The organism is Streptomyces sp. NPDC127595 (genome assembly GCF_042671685.1).
GTDB lineage: Bacteria > Actinomycetota > Actinomycetes > Streptomycetales > Streptomycetaceae > Streptomyces.
Map to the genome: position 1 here is coordinate 216,465 of NZ_JBHXWK010000012.1, position 20,599 is coordinate 237,063.

Annotated in this window: 19 protein-coding genes and 1 pseudogene; 9 read left to right on the forward strand and 11 right to left on the reverse strand. The window is 70.8% G+C overall.

The annotated features are described in order from the left end of the window. Nucleotides 1–80: 80 nt before the first annotated feature. Complete coding sequence (ftsH, locus tag ACFVKT_RS32470; protein WP_385738180.1) at nucleotides 81–2,108, forward strand: ATP-dependent zinc metalloprotease FtsH; 2,028 nt, start codon at nucleotides 81–83, stop codon at nucleotides 2,106–2,108. 145 nt (nucleotides 2,109–2,253) lie between these two features. Continuing rightward, nucleotides 2,254–2,859, forward strand: a complete 606-nt coding sequence (gene folE, locus ACFVKT_RS32475) for a GTP cyclohydrolase I FolE (RefSeq protein WP_385738182.1) — start codon at nucleotides 2,254–2,256, stop codon at nucleotides 2,857–2,859. A gap of 177 nt (nucleotides 2,860–3,036) precedes the next feature. Here folE and ACFVKT_RS32480 read toward each other — a convergent pair whose 3' ends face one another. The 6 genes from ACFVKT_RS32480 to ACFVKT_RS32505 form a co-directional block, all read right to left on the reverse strand. Next, nucleotides 3,037–3,522 (reverse strand): DUF3180 domain-containing protein, encoded by a 486-nt coding sequence (locus ACFVKT_RS32480; RefSeq protein ID WP_385738184.1) that lies wholly within the window; start codon nucleotides 3,520–3,522, stop codon nucleotides 3,037–3,039. Nucleotides 3,523–3,658: 136 nt separating this feature from the next. Further along, nucleotides 3,659–4,270, reverse strand: coding sequence for a 2-amino-4-hydroxy-6-hydroxymethyldihydropteridine diphosphokinase (gene folK / locus ACFVKT_RS32485; protein ID WP_385738186.1), 612 nt, complete (start codon nucleotides 4,268–4,270; stop codon nucleotides 3,659–3,661). Beyond that, complete coding sequence (gene folB, locus ACFVKT_RS32490; protein WP_385738188.1) at nucleotides 4,267–4,626, reverse strand: dihydroneopterin aldolase; 360 nt, start codon at nucleotides 4,624–4,626, stop codon at nucleotides 4,267–4,269. Before folB ends, folK begins: the two co-directional genes overlap by 4 nt. A 287-nt stretch (nucleotides 4,627–4,913) precedes the next feature. Then, on the reverse strand, nucleotides 4,914–5,423 hold the full coding sequence (locus ACFVKT_RS32495) for a nuclear transport factor 2 family protein (protein ID WP_385738190.1): 510 nt from the start codon (nucleotides 5,421–5,423) through the stop codon (nucleotides 4,914–4,916). Then, the gene (folP, locus tag ACFVKT_RS32500; RefSeq protein WP_385738191.1) at nucleotides 5,420–6,280 is read right to left on the reverse strand and encodes a dihydropteroate synthase; all 861 of its coding nucleotides are present in this window, start codon (nucleotides 6,278–6,280) and stop codon (nucleotides 5,420–5,422) included. The genes ACFVKT_RS32495 and folP overlap by 4 nt, the downstream gene beginning before the upstream one ends. 150 nt (nucleotides 6,281–6,430) lie before the next feature. Beyond that, on the reverse strand, nucleotides 6,431–8,227 hold the full coding sequence (locus ACFVKT_RS32505) for a phosphatidylglycerol lysyltransferase domain-containing protein (RefSeq protein ID WP_385738193.1): 1,797 nt from the start codon (nucleotides 8,225–8,227) through the stop codon (nucleotides 6,431–6,433). A gap of 275 nt (nucleotides 8,228–8,502) precedes the next feature. On the opposite strand from ACFVKT_RS32505, the pseudogene ACFVKT_RS32510 reads away from it, so the two are divergent. Together ACFVKT_RS32510 and ACFVKT_RS32515 are read left to right on the forward strand one after the other, a co-directional pair. Next, a pseudogene (locus ACFVKT_RS32510) lies at nucleotides 8,503–8,869 on the forward strand (esterase); the annotation flags it as partial. A gap of 246 nt (nucleotides 8,870–9,115) precedes the next feature. Further along, nucleotides 9,116–10,714, forward strand: a complete 1,599-nt coding sequence (locus ACFVKT_RS32515) for a hypothetical protein (RefSeq protein WP_385738195.1) — start codon at nucleotides 9,116–9,118, stop codon at nucleotides 10,712–10,714. A gap of 103 nt (nucleotides 10,715–10,817) precedes the next feature. Here ACFVKT_RS32515 and ACFVKT_RS32520 read toward each other — a convergent pair whose 3' ends face one another. Further along, nucleotides 10,818–12,137, reverse strand: coding sequence for a PH domain-containing protein (locus tag ACFVKT_RS32520; protein ID WP_385738296.1), 1,320 nt, complete (start codon nucleotides 12,135–12,137; stop codon nucleotides 10,818–10,820). Between the two features lie 20 nt (nucleotides 12,138–12,157). Then, on the reverse strand, nucleotides 12,158–12,661 hold the full coding sequence (locus ACFVKT_RS32525) for a PH domain-containing protein (protein WP_385738197.1): 504 nt from the start codon (nucleotides 12,659–12,661) through the stop codon (nucleotides 12,158–12,160). A gap of 31 nt (nucleotides 12,662–12,692) precedes the next feature. Here ACFVKT_RS32525 and ACFVKT_RS32530 point away from each other — a divergent pair, with 31 nt between their 5' ends. Further along, nucleotides 12,693–13,844, forward strand: coding sequence for an NADH-quinone oxidoreductase subunit D (locus ACFVKT_RS32530; protein ID WP_385738199.1), 1,152 nt, complete (start codon nucleotides 12,693–12,695; stop codon nucleotides 13,842–13,844). On the opposite strand, the gene ACFVKT_RS32535 is transcribed toward ACFVKT_RS32530, so the two are convergent. Continuing rightward, nucleotides 13,809–14,792 carry an SAM-dependent methyltransferase gene (locus tag ACFVKT_RS32535; RefSeq protein WP_385738298.1) on the reverse strand — a complete coding sequence of 328 codons (984 nt, stop codon included), beginning with the start codon at nucleotides 14,790–14,792 and terminating at the stop codon, nucleotides 13,809–13,811. The two genes, ACFVKT_RS32530 and ACFVKT_RS32535, sit on opposite strands and share 36 nt — an antisense overlap. A 274-nt stretch (nucleotides 14,793–15,066) precedes the next feature. Between ACFVKT_RS32535 and ACFVKT_RS32540 the strand changes: the two genes are divergently transcribed. The 3 genes from ACFVKT_RS32540 (at nucleotide 15,067) to ACFVKT_RS32550 (ending at nucleotide 17,736) form a co-directional block, all read left to right on the forward strand. Then, nucleotides 15,067–16,275, forward strand: coding sequence for a sensor histidine kinase (locus ACFVKT_RS32540; protein ID WP_385738201.1), 1,209 nt, complete (start codon nucleotides 15,067–15,069; stop codon nucleotides 16,273–16,275). Nucleotides 16,276–16,374: 99 nt separating this feature from the next. Beyond that, on the forward strand, nucleotides 16,375–17,046 hold the full coding sequence (locus tag ACFVKT_RS32545; RefSeq protein WP_385738203.1) for a response regulator: 672 nt from the start codon (nucleotides 16,375–16,377) through the stop codon (nucleotides 17,044–17,046). Between the two features lie 57 nt (nucleotides 17,047–17,103). After that, nucleotides 17,104–17,736, forward strand: a complete 633-nt coding sequence (locus ACFVKT_RS32550) for an AAA family ATPase (RefSeq protein ID WP_385738205.1) — start codon at nucleotides 17,104–17,106, stop codon at nucleotides 17,734–17,736. Nucleotides 17,737–17,817: 81 nt separating this feature from the next. Here the strand turns inward: ACFVKT_RS32550 and ACFVKT_RS32555 are convergent, their stop codons facing one another. Further along, nucleotides 17,818–18,924 (reverse strand): DUF5937 family protein, encoded by a 1,107-nt coding sequence (locus tag ACFVKT_RS32555; protein WP_385738207.1) that lies wholly within the window; start codon nucleotides 18,922–18,924, stop codon nucleotides 17,818–17,820. Between the two features lie 158 nt (nucleotides 18,925–19,082). On the opposite strand from ACFVKT_RS32555, the gene ACFVKT_RS32560 reads away from it, so the two are divergent. Then, a complete protein-coding gene (locus ACFVKT_RS32560; protein ID WP_385738209.1) occupies nucleotides 19,083–19,286 on the forward strand; it encodes a hypothetical protein in 204 nt (67 codons plus the stop codon). Nucleotides 19,287–19,293: 7 nt separating this feature from the next. Here ACFVKT_RS32560 and ACFVKT_RS32565 read toward each other — a convergent pair whose 3' ends face one another. Beyond that, entirely contained in the window at nucleotides 19,294–20,481 is a 1,188-nt protein-coding gene (locus ACFVKT_RS32565; protein ID WP_385738210.1) for a threonine aldolase family protein, read from the reverse strand. Between the last annotated feature and the right edge of the window lie 118 nt (nucleotides 20,482–20,599).

Here is a 20,599-nt window from a genome sequence, read left to right on the forward strand (position 1 = left end):
TACCGTCCGAAGCACAGTCTTTAAAAGTCTTTATCAATCTCACTATGGCAGGAGGGACGGGGCGTCACCGCTCCGTATGGATGGACGTGAAGCGATACTTCCGTGGGCCGGTCATGTGGATCGTGCTGGCCGTCCTTGCCGTGGTCGTGTTGATGCAGGTCGTCGGCTCGTCCGGCGGCTACAAGACAGTGGACACCGGCCAGGTCGTCCAGGCGATCAATGACAACAAGGTCGAGTCGGCCAAGATCACCACCGGCGACGAGCAGATCATCAAGGTCTCTCTCAAGGATGGCGAGAAGGTCGACGGCAGCTCCAAGATCCAGGCGAGCTACATCGGCAACCAGGGCGTGACCCTGGCCGACACACTCCAGAACAAGTTCCAGAACAAGCAGATCCCGGACGGCTACACCGTGGCGCCGTCCAAGCAGAACCCGTTCCTGGGCATCCTGCTTTCTCTGCTGCCCTTCGTCCTCATCGTCGTCGTCTTCCTGTTCCTGATGAACCAGATGCAGGGCGGCGGCTCCCGGGTCATGAACTTCGGGAAGTCCAAGGCGAAGCTCATCACCAAGGACACCCCGAAGACGACCTTCGCCGATGTGGCGGGCTCGGACGAGGCGGTCGAGGAGCTCCACGAGATCAAGGAGTTCCTCCAGGAGCCGGCGAAGTTCCAGGCCGTCGGGGCGAAGATCCCCAAGGGCGTGCTTCTCTACGGGCCTCCTGGAACCGGTAAGACGCTCCTCGCGCGTGCTGTCGCGGGTGAGGCCGGCGTCCCCTTCTACTCGATCTCGGGTTCCGACTTCGTCGAGATGTTCGTCGGTGTCGGTGCCTCCCGAGTCCGTGACCTGTTCGAGCAGGCCAAGGCGAACGCTCCGGCGATCGTCTTCGTCGACGAGATCGACGCGGTCGGCCGCCATCGTGGTGCCGGCCTCGGCGGCGGTCACGACGAGCGCGAACAGACGCTCAACCAGCTGCTCGTCGAGATGGACGGCTTCGACGTGAAGGGCGGCGTCATCCTGATCGCCGCCACGAACCGGCCCGACATCCTCGACCCGGCCCTCCTGCGCCCCGGCCGCTTCGACCGCCAGATCGCGGTCGACCGCCCGGACATGCAGGGCCGTCTGGAGATCCTCAAGGTTCACCAGAAGGGCAAGCCGGTCGCCCCCGGCGTCGACCTCGGTGCCGTCGCCCGGCGTACACCGGGCTTCACCGGCGCGGACCTGTCGAACGTGCTGAACGAAGCTGCGCTGCTCACCGCGCGCAACAACGGGAAGCTGATCGACAACGACATGCTGGACGAGGCGATCGACCGTGTGGTCGCGGGCCCGCAGAAGCGGACCCGGATCATGTCGGACAAGGAGAAGAAGATCACCGCGTACCACGAGGGCGGCCACGCCCTGGTAGCGGCGGCGTCTCCGAACTCCGACCCGGTCCACAAGATCACCATCCTGTCGCGTGGCCGTGCCCTCGGCTACACGATGGTCCTGCCGGACGAGGACAGGTACTCCACGACCCGCAACGAAATGCTCGACCAGCTTGCATACATGCTGGGCGGGCGCGCGGCCGAGGAGCTCGTCTTCCACGACCCGACCACGGGCGCTGCGAACGACATCGAGAAGGCCACGGCCACGGCCCGCGCGATGGTCACGCAGTACGGCATGACCGAGCGTCTTGGCGCCATCAAGTTCGGCGGCGACAACACCGAGCCCTTCCTGGGCCGGGAGATGTCGCACCCGCGTGACTACTCGGAAGAGGTCGCCGCGCTCGTCGACGAAGAGGTCAAGAAGCTCATCGAGAACGCGCACAACGAGGCCTGGGAAATCCTGGTCGAGAACCGCGACGTCCTCGACGCACTGGTGCTCCAGCTGCTGGAGAAGGAGACGCTGAGCAAGGAGCAGATCGCCGAGGTCTTCGCTCCTCTCGTGAAGCGCCCGGCCCGCCCCGCGTGGACCGGCTCCTCCCGGCGCACCCCGTCCACCCGCCCGCCGGTGCTCTCCCCCAAGGAGCTGTCACTGACGAACGGGGCGAACGGCGCGACGCCGGCCATCGCCAAGGCGACGGAGTCCGTCCCGGCGACGGAAGCAGTCCCGGAGGAGCGTCCCGAGAGCTGACCTCCACGGCTCCCGGTGGCCCCACCAGGCCCGGAATGGATGCCGCGCCCCCCAGGTTCTAGCCTGGGGGGCGCGGCATTTCGGTATGCCCGTACGTTTGACGCGTCGACCCGCGCGCGCGAGAGGCACAGGAACGAGGACCCACATGACCGACCCCGTGACGCTGGACGGCGAGGGTGTGATCGGCGAGTTCGACGAGAAGCGAGCCGAGAACGCCATACGAGAGCTGCTCATCGCGGTCGGAGAGGATCCGGACCGCGAGGGTCTGCGGGAGACCCCGGGGCGGGTGGCACGGGCGTACCGGGAGATATTCGCGGGTCTGTGGCAGCAGCCCGAGGACGTCCTGACGACGACGTTCGATCTGGGGCACGACGAGATGGTCCTCGTGAAGGACATCGAGGTGTTCAGCACGTGTGAGCACCATCTGGTGCCGTTCCGGGGTGTTGCGCATGTGGGCTACATTCCGGCCACTAGTGGCAAGATCACGGGTCTGTCCAAGCTGGCGCGGCTGGTGGACGTCTATGCCCGGCGGCCGCAGGTGCAGGAGCGGCTGACGACACAGATCGCCGACTCCCTGATGGAGATCCTGGAGCCGCGTGGCGTGATCGTGGTCGTCGAGTGCGAGCACATGTGCATGTCGATGCGCGGTATCCGCAAGCCCGGGGCGAAGACGATCACGTCGGCGGTGCGGGGGCAGCTGCGGGATGCAGCTACGCGCAATGAGGCGATGAGCCTCATCATGGCGCGGTAGCGCTCCGCTGGGTGCCGGGTGGGGTGCCTGCGGGTTCGCTGAACGCGGTGCGCCGACTGGCCGGCGTTCCGCCTGTGGGTGCGCTGAACGCGGTGCGCCGCCTGCCGGTGTTCCGCCTGTGGGTGCGTCGTGGCTGGTCGCGCAGTTCCCCGCGCCCCTACGGGCGCCGGCCCGCGGTCAGAGGGCCGGGGCCGTGCCGCCGTTCTCGTCGTCGTCCTCCGGGAGTTTGCAGACGCGCTCCAGGAAGAAGGCGGCCGCTATGACGCCGATGCCGGCGAGGACCGAGAAGCCGGCGTAGATGGCCTGGTCGCGGCGGGCGGGGATGTCCAGGGATTCGAGCAGGAACACGCCCGTGCCGCCGTACATACCGGCGACCAGCGCGGCGACCAGGGCGCTGGCCTGGCCGAAGACGACGGCGCGGGCCGCCATCAGGGGGTCGACTCCCTTTGCGCCGGGGCGGCGCTCGCGCTGGGCCTTGAGGCGGCCGCGCAGCGAGAGCGCCGTGGCCAGCAGGACGACCGCGATCAGGGCCAGGACGATGGGGGCGGCCAGCGGGACCGAGGGGAGCGTGCCCACCGAGTTCCACAGGCGGGCACCTGCCCAGGACAGCGCTCCGGCGATGACGAACACCGCGGCCAGCGTCCTGATGCGCAGCTCTTTCACTCAGTTCCCCTCGCGATTACGGATCCCGGCAGCCACAGGTATCGGCCGGGGGGCCGGGGGTTGCCCCCGGGAAGCCGCAGCAGCAGCCACAATGCCCCTTCGGTCAACCGCCCGATGGTCGTCCTGACCTTAACGACTACTCGGGCAGCCGGAGTTCCAGATCCGCGCGAGGCGCGACTCCGTCCCGGGTGACTGTCGCCAGGAGCTGGGCCACGAGGCCGCGGCCGGGGAGCTGTGCCTCGGGTTCCACGTCGTGCCAGGGGGCGAGGACGAAGGCCCGCTCGTGGGCGCGCGGGTGAGGGAGGGTCAGGACCGGGTCGTCGGAGACCAGATCGGCGTACGCCACGATGTCCACGTCGATCGTGCGCGGGCCCCAGCGGTCCGTGCGCACCCGGTCGAAGGCCTCCTCGACCGCGTGGGCCCGCTCCAGCAGGGACGAAGGGGGCAGGGTCGTCTTGAGGACCACCACCGCGTTGAAGTACGACGGCTGGCTGTCCGGGGCGACGCCCCAGGGCTCCGTCTCATAGACGGGGGAGACCGCTTTGATGCGGACGCCGGGGGTGTCCTCCAGGGCGTCGATGGCGCCCTGGAGGGTCTCCAGACGGTTGCCAAGGTTCGACCCGAGGGAGATCACCGCTCGCTTCGGGTTCTGCAGGGTCGTGTCGGCGGCGTCCACCTGCTGCGTCACGGAGGCGGGCACCGGCTGGACGGTCGGGTCGCTCTGACCCTCGGTGAAGAAGGCGGTCATACTCGGCTCCGGATGATGGTGACGGTCACGTCGTCGAAGGGCACCGTGATCGGCGCGTCCGGTTTGTGGACGCAGACCTCGACCTCCTGGACCCCGTCGTGCTTCAGGCACGTCTGGGCGATGCGCTCGGCCAGCGTCTCGATGAGATCGACGGGCTCGCCCGCGACGACGGCCACGACCTCCTCCGCCACGACGCCGTAGTGCACGGTCTTCGCCAGGTCGTCGTCGGCCGCGGCCGCTCGGGTGTCCAGGCCCAGCGTCAGGTCCACGATGAAGGTCTGGCCCTCTTCTCGCTCCCTGGCGAAGACGCCATGGTGCCCGCGGGCCTTGAGGCCGCGCAGCGCGACACGATCCACGCGAATCACTCCTGCAATCGTCGGTAGGGGCAGATATGTACCGAGTGCGGTCGGTACACCGGCCTCAAACGAATCTACCTGCGGCCACTGACAGTCTTGGTCCGTGGGGCCGCCCGCCCGGTCGGCGGTCATGAGGCTTCATCGGGTGTTTCCCTTGGGGAACACGGCGGCTCACGGGTTGGTAGCCGCCCCTACCCAGGGGTACGTGATTCCAACCACGCCTTGGTGCTCGCGGACCGCCCGCCCACCCGACCGGGTGTCCCCGTGTCAACCGGGGTGTCCTTGTCTCAGCCGGGGGTGTCCTCGTCCTCCTCCTCGCCCGACTCGGCGAGGACGGGGGAGGCGTGGTGCGACCAGAGCTTCCAGCCGTAGGCCGTGCGGCGGAACACGTTCGTGGCGACGACGAGCTGGCCGACGAGCGGGCCGAGCTCGTCGCTGTCGTCGGGAGCGGGTCCGCCGCTGAGGATGTTCTCGGTGCAGGTGACCAGCGCCGTGTCGCCGACGACGGAGACGTGCACGTCGGTGAGGAAGAACTGGATGTACTCGGTGTTCGCCATGATCAGCGCGTACGAGCGCAGCACTTCGCCGCGGCCGTTGAGGACGGGCCAGCCGGGGTGGACACAGGAGATTCCAGGGCCGCCCTCGTCCTCCGGGCCGCCTTCGACGACCTCGTCGGCCGTGTCCAGCGGGGCCAGCCAGAGCGACGACAGCTCTTCGAAGTCACCCCGCTCCAGAGCCTCGTAGAAGGCGGTGTTGGCGAGCTCGACCTGCTCGACGTCGGTACGGGGGGCGCTCACCGGGCTCCTTCTACGGCCCTCGCGACGCGCACGGCGTCGGCGGTGGCCCGGACCTCGTGGACACGGACGGCCCACGCGCCCTGGTAGGCGGCGAGGGCGGAGACGGCGGCGGTGGCGGCGTCGCGTTCGCGGGCGGGCGGCGGGGCGCCTTCCGGGCCCGCCAGTACGCGGCCCAGGAAACGCTTGCGGGACGCGGCGACCAGCAAGGGGTGGCCGAGTTCGCGCAGGCGGTCGAGGTGGGCCAGGAGCAGCAGGTCGTGCTCGGAGTCCTTGGAGAAGCCGAGGCCCGGGTCGACGACGATCTTGTCGGGGGCGATGCCGCCGGCCAGCACGGCCTCCACGCGTGCGTGCAGCTCGTCCACGACTTCGCAGACCACGTCCTCGTACACCCCCTTCACGTTTCCGCCGGCCAGGAAACCGCGCCAGTGCATGACCACGAAGGGGGCGCCCGTCGCCGCGACGGCCGGGATCATCGCGGGGTCGGCGAGGCCGCCGCTGACGTCGTTGACGAGGACGGCGCCTGCGGCGAGCGACTGCTCGGCGACGCTGGCGCGCATGGTGTCCACGGAGACGGTGACGCCCTCGGAGGCCAGTTCCCGCACGACGGGGATGACACGCTTGAGCTCTTCCGCCTCGTCGACGCGGCTGGCGCCGGGGCGGGTGGACTCCCCGCCGACGTCCACCAGGTCGGCGCCCTCGGTGACCAGGCCGAGGCCGTGCTTGACGGCTGCCGTGGTGTCGAACCAGCGGCCTCCGTCGGAGAAGGAATCGGGGGTCACGTTCACGACTCCCATGACCGCGCAGCGGTCCCACGTCGGCAGTCCCGCGACTTGGCCGCGCCCGCGCTCAATGCTCATACGTCCAGCCTAGGCCTCTGGCCGGGGGCGGTTTCGCCCCTGTGGACAAGGGCTGCTCCCGGCCGGCGGGTACGGGTCGCCGAGGGCAGGGGTCTTTTGACCGCTTCGCGGCCCCCGTCTCCCCTCCGCCCGCCCGGGTCATGGGCCGCCCTACGCCGCCCGGACCCCGCGCTCCGCCGCCGCGTGCGCGCAGGGACGCGGAGCCGCCCTCCGGCGGCGCAGCAGGCGTGGCAGGGCGAGGCTGACGAAGCCCTCCGCCTGCATGGCGGCGAGGCCGATGCGGGGGAGGTCGCGGGAGGAGCCGTAGACGACGAAGCGGGGCTCCCAGCGCGGGCTGAACTTGGCGTTGAACTTGTACAGGGACTCGATCTGGAACCAGCGGGAGAGGAAGACCAACAGGCTTCGCCAGACGCGCAGCACGGGGCCCGCGCCGATCTTCTCGCCGCGCGCGAGCGCCGAGCGGAACATCGCGAAGTTCAGCGAGACCCGCTTGATTCCGAGGCGGGGCGCCGCCTGGAGCGCGGCCACGATGAGGAGTTCGTTCATGCCGGGGTCGGCGGAGCGGTCCCGGCGCATGAGGTCCAGTGACACGCCGTCGGTGCCCCAGGGGACGAAGTGGAGGACGGCTTTCAGGTCACCGTACGGGCCGGGCTCCGCTGCGGTGTCCGGCAGCTCGTCGGGCTTGTGGGCGGTGGCGATCAGGCAGTCCCCGTCGGCCGGGTCGCCGACGCGGCCCAGTGCCATGGAGAAGCCGCGTTCGGTGTCCGTGCCGCGCCAGTCCTCCGCGGCGCGCCGGATCCGCTCCAGCTCACCCTCGCTCAGGTCGCGGACGCGCCGTACGCGGGTCTCGTAGCCGGCTCTTTCGATGCGTTTCACCATCTGGCGCACGTTCCGCATCGCGCGCCCGGCCAGGGAGAAATCCGCGACGTCCACCACCGCCTCGTCACCCAGTTCGAGGGCGTCGAGCCCGGTCTCGCGGGTCCACACCTCGCCGCCGGTCTCGGAGCAGCCCATCACGGCGGGCGTCCAGGAGTGCGCCTTGGCCTCGTCCATGAACCGCTCGATGGCGCCGGGCCAGGCCTCCACATCGCCGACGGGGTCGCCGCTCGCCAGCATCACTCCCGACACTACGCGGTACGTCACCGCCGCCTTGCCGCTCGGCGAGAAGACGACCGCCTTGTCGCGGCGGAGCGCGAAGTGCCCGAGCGAGTCACGGCCGCCGTGCTTCTCCAGGAGGGCGCGCAGCCGGGTCTCGTCGTCCTGGGTGAGCCGGGCGGCCGGGTGTTCGGGGCGGAGGGCGAGGTAGACCGTGGTGATCGCGGTCAGCAGACCGAGCGCTCCGAGCGAGACGGCGACCGTCCAGGAGGTGGGGCCCGTGTAGTCGAGGGGCCCTTCGATGCCGAACAGGCCGTACAGGACGTGGGCGATGCGGTCGGCCAGGCTCGGGTCGCCGATCATCCGGTTCGCGTGGACGCTGACGATGACCAGTCCGAGCACGAGCGAACCTGCGCCCATGAGAACGAAGTTGGTGAGCGCGCGCCAGCGGCTGCGCGGATCCGGCAGGGCGGTGAACTCGTCACGGTGGCGCAGCAGTGGCGCGAGCAGCGCCAGCGAGATGGCGACGCCGAGGAACGAATGCCGGTACGCGAACTGCGCGACCGCGCCTGCCGGGAGCAGGATGACGGCGGCCCGCCATGCCCGACGCTTGCGGCGCCGCAGCCCGTGGGCGAGGAGCAGCAGGAGTACGCCGGTGCTGAGCGACAGCGCGGCGGCGAACGGGCCGAGGGCGCCCGGCAGTACCTCGGCGACGGTGTGCATACGGCTGTGTCTGAAGCGCGGGAAGACCCCGGCGGCGATGTCCACGAGCCCCACGAACGTGCAGGCCCTGGCGATCAGGGCGGGCACCGCGTCAGGACGCGGACCACGGACCAGCGAGCCACGGACCATCCGCCGCGCGTACCCCGTTCGGTCCGGAACCCCGCCCGACAATTCACCCTCTACCCTGACAGACATCGCACCCTGTGGTTCTGCGAGAGACCTTGGTTTCCGGGGCCATTCCGGCATCCGGCGACATTGCGCCCTCTAGGACGGTGTCTTGGGGGGCCAGGTTCACTCCTTGCGGGAAAGCCGGTCCAAAGGTCAGGGAAAGCGCGGGGCAAGCGCTCGCGAAGCTGTGGGGCCGTTCCGCTTCTACGCCAGTCGGGCCGACCTCTTCGGCAGGCACCCGTACCTTCCCGGCCGTCACCGTCCTCACCGGATACCCGGGTACCGCAGAGGCGCTCATCAAGGGACCGCATTACCCGCGGACTGCCCATGAGTTGACCAGGGACGGCGCAATGCAGCCGATGATCCTGGTCATGCTGACGCCGTACCGGCCCACTACAGGGTGGGAGAAAACCGGCGGTTGGGGCGTCATCGGCGACTCCACGGGCGGCTGTTGCGCTCCACGGGAACGAGGAGCTGCGGTACAGCGCCGACCTGCGGTGGTGCCCGAAGTACCGGCCCGCGCCGGACACCGCGCTCCTCGTCAGCAGCAGCAGGGCGGGCGAGGCCAACTACCAGGACACGCTGGAGCTCATAGAGCTTCTTATCGATCTCCGGTCGAATGCGCGGCGGCGCGTTCACCGATAGGGCGGCCGCCTTCGGGGATACACCGTGATGTTCACGGAATTCCCCATCGTGGAGAAAACCATGGAGAAAAGGGGCGAAGGGCTTGATCAAGTAAGCGGGGGCGGGTGACCGCAGGGGCTGCGGAGTCCTGTGAAGGCTGCGAGCTGGTTGTGTTTTTACCGGGCGGGGCACCAAGATTCGCCTACGCGCGGTAAGTTTCTGGCCATGCCACGTGGACGTCACCGTCATTCCCCTCCTCTGCACAGGCTGCTGCCTCCGTCGGCGATCGCGGCCGTCTCGCTCGTCTGCGCCGTGGGGCCCTGGCTGTTCACGGAGCCGATGGTGCTTCGCGGGCTGGCCGGGGGCGCCGCGCTGACGGCGGTCGTCGGTGCGGTCGTCCTGCGCCGCTGGGACTGGTCCGCGGGCAAACAGGTCGCTGACCTCGAGCGCGCGCGAGTGAGCGACGAGTGGCGTTTCGAGGAGCGCGTCGCCGAACTGGAGACGGACCTCGACGAGTCGCGCGAGCTGCGGGTCAAGCTGGAGCACAAGCTGCGTGCGAAGCGGACCGAGTTGGCGGGCCTGCGCAATGAACACGCGGCGCTGCTCAGGCGGTACGCCACGGCGGAGGCGGAGCGGGCCAGCGCCCTCGAAGGGCGCCGGCTGCTCGCGATAGAGACCTCGGAGCCGGCTACCGAGCTGACGGCTTCGGGGGAGTCGGAGGACTCCGAGACGGCCGAGTCACCCGAGTCGCCCGAGGCGATTGAGACGCTTGAGGCTTCCGGTGCGGCTGAGGGCTCTGAGGCGGTTTCCGCCGGACCGGACGCCGACGCGGTCGATGAGCCCGTCGAGGGCCAGGGCGATGAGGCTCAGGATGAGACCGATGCGCCGAACGCCTCCGAGGCCTCCGAGTCCCCCGAGTCTCCGGAGGTCTTCTCTCCGACCGGCTCGTCGCTCTTCCTGCGGGCCAACGCGGCGCTGAACCGGATCGCGAGCGGCGGCCCGGAGACGGATCCGCAGACGGCCCCGGAGACGGAGAACACCCCGGAGCCGAGCGAGCGGGTGGTGCACGCCGGTTCCGCGGAGGCCGAGGCCGCTACCGAGGCGAACACCGACGCGAACGCCGAGGCGAAGACCGACGCCAAGACCGAGACCCGCGCCGAGACCGCGGCGACTGCGTCCGAAGGCACTCCCGCGGAGGAGGGTGAAGCAGCGGGGAAGCCCGAGGCGGTCGACGGACATGAGGGCACGGCCGCCGAGGCGACGCCCTCCCCGACACCGACACCGACACCGGCACTTGCACCGGCACCGGCACCGGCACCGGCACCGGCACCGGCACCGACACTTGCACCGACATCGCCCGTGCAGGAGGCTCCCGCCTCGGCCTCACACGAGAGCGCGGATCCCGCGGGTCACACGCACCCGTCGACCCCTTCGGACCGCCCGACGCCCCCCGACCGCCCGGCGCCCCCGAGGCCGGTCAAGCCCGTGAAGCCCGTGAAGCCCGCCCCGTCTGCCGGGCACTTCACCGTGCCGACCGCGGTGGCCGTCGTACCGGCCGCGCCCCAGCGGCGTCCGTCGGTCGAGGGCGGCTTCGACTTCTTCGGTACGCAGAAGGAGTCCCCGGACACGCTGGAGGCGGTGCACAACGAGGACCTCGCGGACGTGGTCGGCGAGGAGGCGCTCGCCCTGCACAAGGCCGAGGCCGAGGCCGGCTTCAAGCCCGCGGACGAGGACTCTCGCGGCGTCGGCCAGGTCATCGACCTGACCGTCCATGACGAGACCGAGCGGATCGACATGGGGGAGCTGCGGAGCGCGGTTTCCTGACGACGGTCCAACGGTCGTCCTACGACGTGCGGGTGGGCGGTGGCACACAAGCCACCGCCCACCCGCACGTCGTGGGACCCCCACACTCAGCCCGTACGACCACTCATGCCATCCACCGGTCCGGCCGGGCCTCCCGCCGCCCCGTGCGGGACCGGTCGGCCTGGGACTGAAGCAGTTCCGCGGCCTCGGGTGCGTCCCGCAGCCGCGCTGTCACCGTCTTGTTGGCCCCCGTGTCCACATGGACGTCGGCGAGCCCCTTGAGGCGCGCCCAGGGCCCCTGCTCCAGCCGTACGCTCTGGACCTTCGCGTGCGGCACGAGGGCGAGGCTGCGGCGCAGCAGTCCGTGACGGGCCACGAAGACCGTGTCGGTGACCGCGAGTCCGTACCCCCGCCACCAGAACGGCACGCACCATCCGGCCCGGCGCGGCGGCCGTGACAGGGCCGGCACCGTCACCCCCGGCAGCACCCGCGCGATCATCGCCTCGGCGACCTCGCGCGGGGCGACCGGCACGAGCACGGAGTTGGAGGACCCGGCCACGTCCAGCTCCACCCGCACCCAGTCGCGCCGCCGCCACAGCAGTGGTTCCACGATCCGGACGGTCTGCACGCGCCCCGGCGGCACCGTCTCGTGCGTACGGTCCAGGAGCCCGTGGTCGATCCGGAGCCCGTCCGGCGATTCGCCCACCGTCCAGTCGTACTCGCTGACGAACCGTCCCAGGCTGCTCGCGCCCGCCGCGCCGAGCAGCGGCAGCGCGGTCGCGAGGACCGTCCACACGCTGTGGGTGGCCAGCCACAGCAGCGACGGTACGAGGAGCGCGGCGGCCAGTGTTCCCCAGGTGGCGCCGGTGAGCAGCAGGGAGATGACGAGTTTGCCCGCCGGTACGTGCAGGAGTTGCCGTACGGGTGCCTCGCCGACCTCGTGCGCGGTCTCGGGGGCGAAACCGGCCGCGCGGGCGAGCAGTTCGGCGCGCAGGGTGCGGGCCTCGGCCTCGCCCAGGTAGGCCAGTTCGTCCTTCTTGTCCGTCCCGATGACGTCGAGTTTGAGCTTGGTGACGCCCGCGACACGGGCCAGCAGCGGCTGGGTGACGTCGACGGCCTGGAGCCGGTCGAGCCGGATGTGCGCGGTGCGCCGGAACAACAGGCCGGTGCGGATACGCAGTTCGGTGTCGGTCACCGCGAAGTGGGTGAACCACCAGGTCAGGAAGCCGTAGAGGGTGCCGCCCAGGACGGCAGCGGCGAACCCGAGGAGGAGCGTGGTGGTGGCGAGTTTGGTGAGCTGCTCCTGTGCCTGGTTGGGGTCGTGCACGGCCCATCCGGCGACCACCGCGATCGGCGCCCACGCGCGCCGCAGGGGCGTCACCGGGTGCAGGCGCCGCTCGATGATGAGCGGGTTCGCGTCCTCTATGCCCTTGTCGGCGTCCAGCGGCGCCGTGGGCGGCGTCGTCACAGCCCGGCCGATCGGGCCTCGCCCAGCTCGGTGAGCCGGTCGCGCAGCCGCTCGGCCTCGGCCGGGTCGAGGCCGGGGATGCGCGCGTCGGTCGCCGCGGCCGCCGTGTGCAGCTGCACGCTCGCAAGCCCGAAGTGCCGCTCCACGGGCCCGGAGGTCACCTCGACCAACTGCATCCGCCCGTACGGCACCACGGTCTCCTCGCGCCACAGCACACCCTTGCTGATCAGCAGGTCGTCCACGCGCTCGGCGTACCGCCAGGACTGCCAGTTGCGCCCCAGCATCCGCCAGCCCCATGCCAGCAGGGCCAGCGGCAGCAGGGCGAAGGCGGCCCAGAGGGGTCCGGCGAACAGCCAGAGCAGCAGCCCCACCGCGAGGGTCAGCAGCCCCAGCCACACCACCAGCAGCAGGCGCCGCATCCGCAGCAGCCCGCGGGGCAGCCCGCTCCAGACCGGCTCGGTCGCCGTGTTTCCGGTGGTGTCCATGCTCCCCGTCTCCATTTGGCAAGCGTACGTACGAGACACTGTGCCCATGACTCCCACGACGGAGACCATGGTCGGTATCGGCGGCGCCGCGGAGAGCACCGACATGGTGCTCAACATCGGGCCCCAGCACCCGTCCACGCACGGTGTGCTGCGGTTGAAGCTCGTCCTCGACGGCGAGCGGATCCAGCGCGCGGAGCCGGTCATCGGCTATATGCACCGCGGCGCCGAGAAGCTCTTCGAGGCGCGCGACTACCGCCAGATCATCATGCTCGCCAACCGCCACGACTGGCTTTCCGCCTTCGCGAACGAACTGGGCGTCGTCCTCGCCGTCGAGCGGATGCTCGGCATGGAGGTCCCCGAGCGCGCGGTGTGGACGCGCACCCTGCTCGCCGAGCTGAACCGCGTCTTGAACCACCTGATGTTCCTGGGCTCGTACCCCCTGGAGCTGGGCGGAATCACCCCGATCTTCTACGCCTTCACGGAACGCGAGGAGCTCCAGCACGTCATGGAGGAGGTCTCCGGCGGGCGTATGCACTACATGTTCAACCGGGTCGGCGGCCTCAAGGAGGACCTTCCGGCCGGATGGACCACCCGCGCGCGTGCCTCCGTCGCCGCCCTGCGCTCCCGTATGGACCGGTTCGACGACCTGGTGCTCGGCAACGAGATCTTCAGGGGGCGTACGCGGGGCGTGGGGGCGCTCACGCCGGAGGCCGTGCACGCGTACGGCGTGAGCGGGCCGATCGCGCGCGCCTCCGGGGTCGACTTCGACCTCCGCCGGGACGAGCCGTACCTCGCGTACGGGGAACTCCAGGACACCCTCAAGGTGGTCACGCGCCAGGAGGGCGACTGTCTGGCCCGCTTCGAGTGCCTCCTGGAGCAGACCCACAACGCGCTCGACCTCGCGGACGCCTGCCTCGACCGGCTCGCGGACCTTCCGCCGGGCCCGATCAACCAGCGGCTGCCCAAGGTCCTGAAGGCGCCCGAGGGCCACACGTACGCCTGGACCGAGAACCCCCTCGGGATCAACGGCTACTACCTGGTGAGCAAGGGCGAGAAGACCCCGTACCGGCTGAAGCTGCGTTCTGCCTCGTTCAACAACATCCAGGCGCTCACCGAACTGCTGCCGGGCACGCTGGTCGCGGACATGGTGGCGATCCTGGGGTCACTGTTCTTCGTGGTCGGGGACATCGACAAGTAGGCCACCGGCAAGCGGCCCGTTGCTGGGCAAGCGGGGAATTCCAACCGGCTGGAGCAGCCAGCCGAAGTCGCCCAGGCCGCCGGACGCGGTCAGTTCGGCCGCCGCGCCGGCGCTCGCGAGGGCGCGCACGTATGCGGCGGGGTCTGTGGACGCCAGCGTGAGCGCCGGGCGTGCGCCGCTCACGCCCAGCGCACGCAGCGCATCCCGTTGGGTCGTCACGCGCCCCCCGGGCAGCGCGCACGCGTCCAGCGCCACGTGCGCGGTGATGTCGCAGGAGCCGTCCGGGACGGGCACCGTCTCCCGCCCCTCCCGGAAGCCGGTGAGGGTCCCGAACGGCGGCCGCGCGCCGAGGGTGTGCGCGTAGTCGACGGCCACGGCGAGACCACGTCCGAGGGAGGCGACGGCGGTTCCCCAGGCGGCATCCCTGGCGAGCCCGATTTCGGCGCGGGCTCCTTCGAAGGACAGCGGCCACCACTTCCGCAGCCATTCCGCTTCCGCCTCCGCGACCGGCTCCCCGAGGCGTTCGGTCCCGTCCCGGCGTACGAGAACCACGCGTGCCACGCCCTCCGAGTCCACCTCGGCGACCTCCACGGGCACGTTGTCCAGCCACTCGTTGGCGAACAGTAGTCCGGAGACGCCCTTCGGGGGTTCCGCCAGCCACTCGATCCGGTGATCAAGACCGGCCGGGCGCTCGGCGCGTTCGACGGCGTACCCGCGCGCGCGGGAGGCCACTTCGGCGGGGAGCGCGGCGAGGACCGCGGTCACGAGCTCGCCGCGGCCCGCCGCCATGTCGACGAAGGCGAGCGGGGACGGGCGGTCGAGCACCTCGTCGACGCGGCACAGCAGCCGGGCCACGGCGCCCGCGAAGAGCGAGGAGGCGTGCACCGAGGTACGGAAGTGGCCGGCCGGCCCCTCGGGCCTGCGATAGAAGCCTCGGGGCCCGTACAGCGCCTCTTCCGTCGCCGCGCGCCAGCCCGGGAACCCGTCCTCCGTCGCCGCGCGCCAGCCCTGGAGCCCGTCCTCCGTCGTCGCGCGCCGGTCCTGGAACCCGTCCGTCGTCGCCTCGCGCCGGCCCCGGAAGTCGTCCGTTTCCTCACGTCTCACGGAGTCAGGCTAAGCGGCGGGGACCCCCGGGCCTCCACCTTGGGGAGTACGCCCGGCGCTCGCGGATCGATCCTCCGGTTGACCCCTGCACACTGCACGCTTCCCTACTCTGGGTTACGTGCAGCGCCTCTATGACTTCCTCCGCAGGCACCCGACGTGGGTCGACAGCTTCTGGGCTGTCGTCCTGCTCGGGATCTCCGGCGTGAATCTGACCAGTGTCGCGGGGGCCCGGGAGAACTACCACGGGTCGCCCGAGGTGGCCTTCCCGATCGCCGTGGTCCTTTCCCTGACCGTCGCGCTGCGCCGCCGGATGCCCGAGAAGATGCTGCTCCTGGTCGCCGCGATGGGCGTCGTACAGCTCGCGCTCGACGTCGAGGTGATGGCGGCCGACTTCGCGATGCTGGTGATCATCTACACCGTCGCCGCGGACGGCGCCCGCTGGGCCTCCCGCTTCGCGCTGACCGGTGGTCTGGCCGCGGGAACCATCTCGCAGATCCGCTGGCCGCAGTCGGACACGAGCGCGGTGGGCGTCGTCCTGATAGCCGTCTTCCAGACGGTGCCCTTCGCGCTCGCCTGGGTGCTCGGCGACTCCATCCGCACCCGCCGCGCCTACCTCGCCCAGCTGGAGGAGCGCGCCGCCCGCCTGGAGAAGGAGCGCGAGGCGCAGTCCAAGGTCGCGGTCGCCGCCGAACGCGCCCGGATCGCCCGCGAGCTGCACGACGTCGTCGCGCACAACGTCTCGGTGATGGTGGTCCAGGCCGACGGCGCCGCGTACGTCATGGACACCGCCCCGGAGCAGGCCAGGAAGGCCCTGGAGACCATTTCCGGCACCGGCCGGCAGGCCCTCGCCGAGATGCGCCGCCTGCTCGGCGTACTGCGCACCGGCGAGCACCAGGAGAGCGGCGAGTACGTGCCGCAGCCCGACGTCGAGCAGCTCGACGACCTCATCGCGCAGTGCCGTACCTCGGGCCTCCCCGTCGACTTCAAGGTCGAGGGCACCCCGCGCCCCCTCCCCAGCGGCGTGGAACTCACGGCGTACCGCATCGTCCAGGAGGCGCTCACCAACACGCGCAAGCACGGGGGCCCGAACACGGGCGCCAGCGTGCGCCTGGTCTACTTCGACGACGGCCTCGGACTGCTCGTCGAGGACGACGGCAAGGGCGCACCCCACGAGCTGTACGAGGAGGGCGGCGCCGACGGCCAGGGGCACGGCCTGATCGGTATGCGGGAGCGCGTCGGTATGGTCGGCGGCACCCTGGACGCGGGGCCGCGTCCCGGCGGCGGCTTCCGCATCAGCGCTCTGCTGCCGCTCAAGCCCGCGAACTGACACCACCTGCGGCCGCCTCCCCGCGGCGCCTCGCTCTGACCTTGATCTTGACTTGAATTGAATTGCATTGAATTTTGACGGAAACGGAAGAGGCCCCCGATGGCGATCCGCGTGATGCTCGTCGACGACCAGGTGCTGCTGCGCACCGGATTCCGGATGGTGCTTGACGCCCAGCCGGACATGGAGGTCGTGGCCGAGGCGGGCGACGGCGTCGAGGCCCTCCAGGTGCTGCGCGCGGCCGAGGTCGACGTGGTGCTGATGGACGTACGCATGCCGAAGCTGGACGGCGTCGAGGCGACCCGCCGGATCTGCTCCGACCCCAACCCGCCCAAGGTGCTGATCCTCACCACCTTCGACCTCGACGAGTACGCCTTCTCCGGGCTGAAGGCCGGCGCCTCCGGTTTCATGCTCAAGGACGTGCCGCCCGGCGAACTCCTCACGGCCATCCGCTCCGTGCACAGCGGCGACGCCGTGGTCGCGCCCTCCACCACCCGGCGCCTGCTCGACCGGTTCGCGCCGCTGCTGCCGCACGCCGGCAAGGAGCCCCAGCACAAGGAGCTGGAACGGCTCACCGGCCGTGAGCGCGAAGTCATGATCCTTGTCGCACAGGGCCTCTCCAACGGCGAGATCGCGGCCCGTCTCGTGCTCTCCGAGGCGACCGTGAAGACGCACGTGGGGCGCATCCTGACGAAGCTGGGGCTGCGCGACCGGGTGCAGGTGGTCGTCCTCGCGTACGAGACGGGGCTGGTTCGGGCGGGCGGACAGGCCTGACGGTGTGAACGAGGGGGGTGTGACCGGCGCGTGACCGGCGCACACTAGGGTCTGCGCATGCTCCTGTGGATCAACGGGCCCTTCGGGGGCGGCAAGACGCAAACCGCACACGAGATCCAGCGACGGCTGCCGGACAGCGTCGTCTGCGACCCGGAACACGCCGGGTTCGGTCTGCGTCGCATGCTGCCGCCGGAACTGCGCGGCAACTTCCAGGACTTGACGTCCTGGCGGCAGGGCGTGGTCGAGGTGCTCGACCTGGCTCTCAGCAAGCACGACGGGGTGGTCATCGCCCCCATGACGGTCACGGATCCCCGCTACTTCGAGGAGACCGTCGGCCGGCTGCGCGAAATGGGCCACGACGTATGCCACTTCACGCTCCTCGCCGAACGCGAGACCGTACTGAAGCGGCTGCGCGAACGCGGCCTCGGTCACCTCCTGCAGTACGTCGCCGGCAAGAACGCGCCGCCGCGCCGTGAGAGTTGGGCCGTGCAAGAGCTCGACCACTGTCTGGAGCGGCTGCGCGAGCCGGAGTTCGCCGAGCACCTGTGGACCGACCACACGACGGTCGCCAGGACGGCGGACCGGATAGCGGTACTGGCGGGCCTCACCCTCACACCGAACCGGGACGGGCTCGTGCGGGGGCGGCTGCGGCGGGCGTGGACGAGCGCGCGGCACATCCGGCTCGACTGAGCCAAGGCAGGAGGCCCGGTGCTCGGCTCGGCCGGGGGAGGCCTCCCTAGCGCAGGATCCCCTCCAGGTCCACCGGAGCGCTCAGCGCAGGATCCCCTCCAGGAAGTCACTCCCCAGCCGGGCCACGACCGTGACGTCCAACTGGTGCAGCACATACCGGCCCCGGCGCCGTGTGGTGATCAGGCCCGCCTTCTTGAGCACGCTCAGGTGCCGGGATATCTCGGGGGCGCTCATCCCGTGGACCTGCGCCAGCTCGCCCGTGGTGTACGCGCTGCGGGCCAGGTGGCGGCAGATCCGCATCCGGACCGGGTGGGACAGCGCGGTCATCCGCAGGGTCAGCTGCTCGACCGAGGGCGGGGCGGCGAGCTCGGGGGAGCTGACCGGGTAGTGCAGCACCGGCTGCCAGCGGTATCGGTGCAGCACCATGAGGTGCGGCCGGCCGAGGCTGGTGGGCACGAGGAGGAGGCCGACGTCCGCGGTGACGGTGCGGCCCTCGGCCAGTTTGTCGACGGTGATCCGCCCGGCCGCCTCGTCCAGCGCTGTCGCGGGGGACACCGAGGCCAGCGCCTCACCCAGGCCCTTGTGCCGCAGCAGCTCCGACTTGTGCCGGGCGTCCGCCGCGAGCTGGTGGCGCAGTCGGGACCAGGCCTCGGCGAAGAAGGCCTCCTCGCAGTCCTCCAGGAACCGCCGCAGCCAGGCCCGGACGGTCGGTGGATCGTCGAGCAGCCGCCTGGTGAACCGCGCCTGCTGCGGCCCGCGCGAGGCGGCCAGCTCCAGCGCTCGGCGGCGCACCTCCGGGTCGGAGAGCGCGGTGGGCCCTTCCGAGTCGTACGCCGCCGCGCACGTGAACTCCAGGGCCGCGTCCACGAACTGCTCGTCCGTCAGCTTGTCCAGCAGGTCCAGGTCCTCGGCGAGCGTCGCGCCCGGCAGGGTGGTGCCTCCCGGGATCCCGGCGGCGGGCAGGAACAGGTCGGAGAACGTCGTCCGCCACAGGAAGTCCGCCTCGCACATCCGGTCCGCGAGATCGGGCTCCAGGCGTGCGCTCACCCCCGTCGCCCAGCCCTGCAGCCCGGGGTGGTGACCCGGCTCGGACAGGGCGTGCAGTGCCATCCCGAGCTCGGCCAGCGGTGACGGCACGACGGCGATGTCCTCCCGCCGCAGCCCGGTGATGTCGATGTGCACGCTCATGACCTCATGGTGCACCCCGCCACTGACAACGCCGCCGTCGATTGACCGCAGCCGTCAATCGAGGCGACGTACGGCCTGAGCAGGCGCAGGCTGGGGTCACCGGGGCACACCGCGCGGGGCCCACGGATCCCCTTCCCCGTCCCGAGAGGCGATCCGCCATGAGCGTCACCCAGCAGTACCTCCTCGACACCTACCGGGCCCGGCAGCACGGCGACGCCGCCCCTCCGGCCCCCGGCATGCACGACTGGCAGGCCGTACGCGAGCTGCGCGACCACCGGCGGTTCCGCGCGGTGCTGGCGGGCCGCCCGGCCCATGGGCGGATGCGGGAAGCCCTGGGCCGGTGGCTGCACGCCGGCCGGTGACCGGTGGTCAGTGCGGCAGCCGGTCCACGAAGTCGCGTACGGCCGCCTTGACGTCCTCAGCCGTCCACTCCAGGCCGGGCTCCGCCACTGTGACCTCGGTGTACGCCAGTCCCGGGCCGCCCCGCGCCCAGCCCTGCCCGAAGAGGCCGGTCTTCGTCTCCTCGGTCTGCCGCAGCCCCGTGTCCCCGAGGACATCGGGTGCGTACGGCAGCCAGATCTGGAACTGGTGGGTGTGCGGTTCCTCGGGGTGGACGCGTACCCAGGGGACCCCGGCCTCCGTGAACCCCTCGCGCAGGGCGGCGGCGACCACGCGCGCGTGGGCCACGTATTCCGGCAGCCGCGGCAGCTCCCGGTCCAGCCCGATGAGCGCGGCCAGGACGGTCGGGAACTGCTGGAGGACCATGCCGCCGTACCGGTGCCGCCAGGTCTTCGCCTCGTCGATCAGCGTCTTCGGGCCCGCGATCGCCGCCCCGCCGAGTCCGTCGAGCGACTTGTAGAACGACACGTAGACGCTGTCCGCGAGGCCCGCGATCTCGTCCAGGGGGCGGCCGAAATGGGCGGTGCACTCCCAGAGCCGGGCCCCGTCGAAGTGCACCATGGCGTCACGTTCCCGCGCGGCCGCGACGGTCTCGGAAAGCTCCTCCCAGGAGGGCAGCAGGAAACCGGCGTCCCTGAGGGGCAGTTCGAGCATCAGTGTGCCGAAGGGCTCCGCGATGTCCTGTATCTCCTCGGCGGTCGGCAGCCTCGGCTCGTCCGTCACATGGACCGGACGCAGACCGCTGACCTGGCTGAACGCGTGCCGCTCATACTTCTCCGGGTGGCTCAGCCCGTGCAGCGCGACGGCCGGGTTCCCGGTGCGGCCCGCCCAGCAGCGCAGGGCGATCTGCTGGGCCATGGTGCCGGTGGGGAAGAAGGCGGCGGCCTCCTTGCCGAGCAGGCCCGCGACCCGCTCCTCCAGGGTCTCCACGAGCCGGTCGCCGTACATGTCGACCGGCTGGTCGAGGTCGTAGACGCCCTCCGCCCCGTCGTTGAGCCACGCCAGCCGGTCGCGGACCGTGGTCTGGTAGCTGGGGCGCCACAGCACCCGCCGGGCGGCCCGCCAGGCGGCGACACGGCGCCCTCGCTTCTGCTCATCGGTCTCTTCCGCGGGTTGGTCCACCGGTTCTGCCGCCGTCTCACTCGCCGTATCGCTCATCCCCGGATGATGCAACGCGCGAGGCCGCTGTGGCACCCCGATTTCCGCACCCCCGGGACCTGCGGAAACCCACAGCCTGTGGACAACGAAAACGCCCCTCGAAGCAATCGCGTTAACA

Coding starts and splice junctions, on each gene's coding strand:
- ftsH (WP_385738180.1), top strand. CDS start 81: ATGGACGTGAAGCGATACTTCCGTGGGCCGGTCATGTGGATCGTGCTG.
- folE (WP_385738182.1), top strand. CDS start 2,254: ATGACCGACCCCGTGACGCTGGACGGCGAGGGTGTGATCGGCGAGTTC.
- folK (WP_385738186.1), bottom strand. CDS start 4,270: ATGACCGCCTTCTTCACCGAGGGTCAGAGCGACCCGACCGTCCAGCCG.
- folP (WP_385738191.1), bottom strand. CDS start 6,280: ATGAGCATTGAGCGCGGGCGCGGCCAAGTCGCGGGACTGCCGACGTGG.
- ACFVKT_RS32505 (WP_385738193.1), bottom strand. CDS start 8,227: ATGGTCCGTGGCTCGCTGGTCCGTGGTCCGCGTCCTGACGCGGTGCCC.
- ACFVKT_RS32515 (WP_385738195.1), top strand. CDS start 9,116: ATGCCACGTGGACGTCACCGTCATTCCCCTCCTCTGCACAGGCTGCTG.
- ACFVKT_RS32525 (WP_385738197.1), bottom strand. CDS start 12,661: ATGGAGACGGGGAGCATGGACACCACCGGAAACACGGCGACCGAGCCG.
- ACFVKT_RS32530 (WP_385738199.1), top strand. CDS start 12,693: ATGACTCCCACGACGGAGACCATGGTCGGTATCGGCGGCGCCGCGGAG.
- ACFVKT_RS32545 (WP_385738203.1), top strand. CDS start 16,375: ATGGCGATCCGCGTGATGCTCGTCGACGACCAGGTGCTGCTGCGCACC.
- ACFVKT_RS32550 (WP_385738205.1), top strand. CDS start 17,104: ATGCTCCTGTGGATCAACGGGCCCTTCGGGGGCGGCAAGACGCAAACC.
- ACFVKT_RS32555 (WP_385738207.1), bottom strand. CDS start 18,924: ATGAGCGTGCACATCGACATCACCGGGCTGCGGCGGGAGGACATCGCC.
- ACFVKT_RS32560 (WP_385738209.1), top strand. CDS start 19,083: ATGAGCGTCACCCAGCAGTACCTCCTCGACACCTACCGGGCCCGGCAG.
- ACFVKT_RS32565 (WP_385738210.1), bottom strand. CDS start 20,481: ATGAGCGATACGGCGAGTGAGACGGCGGCAGAACCGGTGGACCAACCC.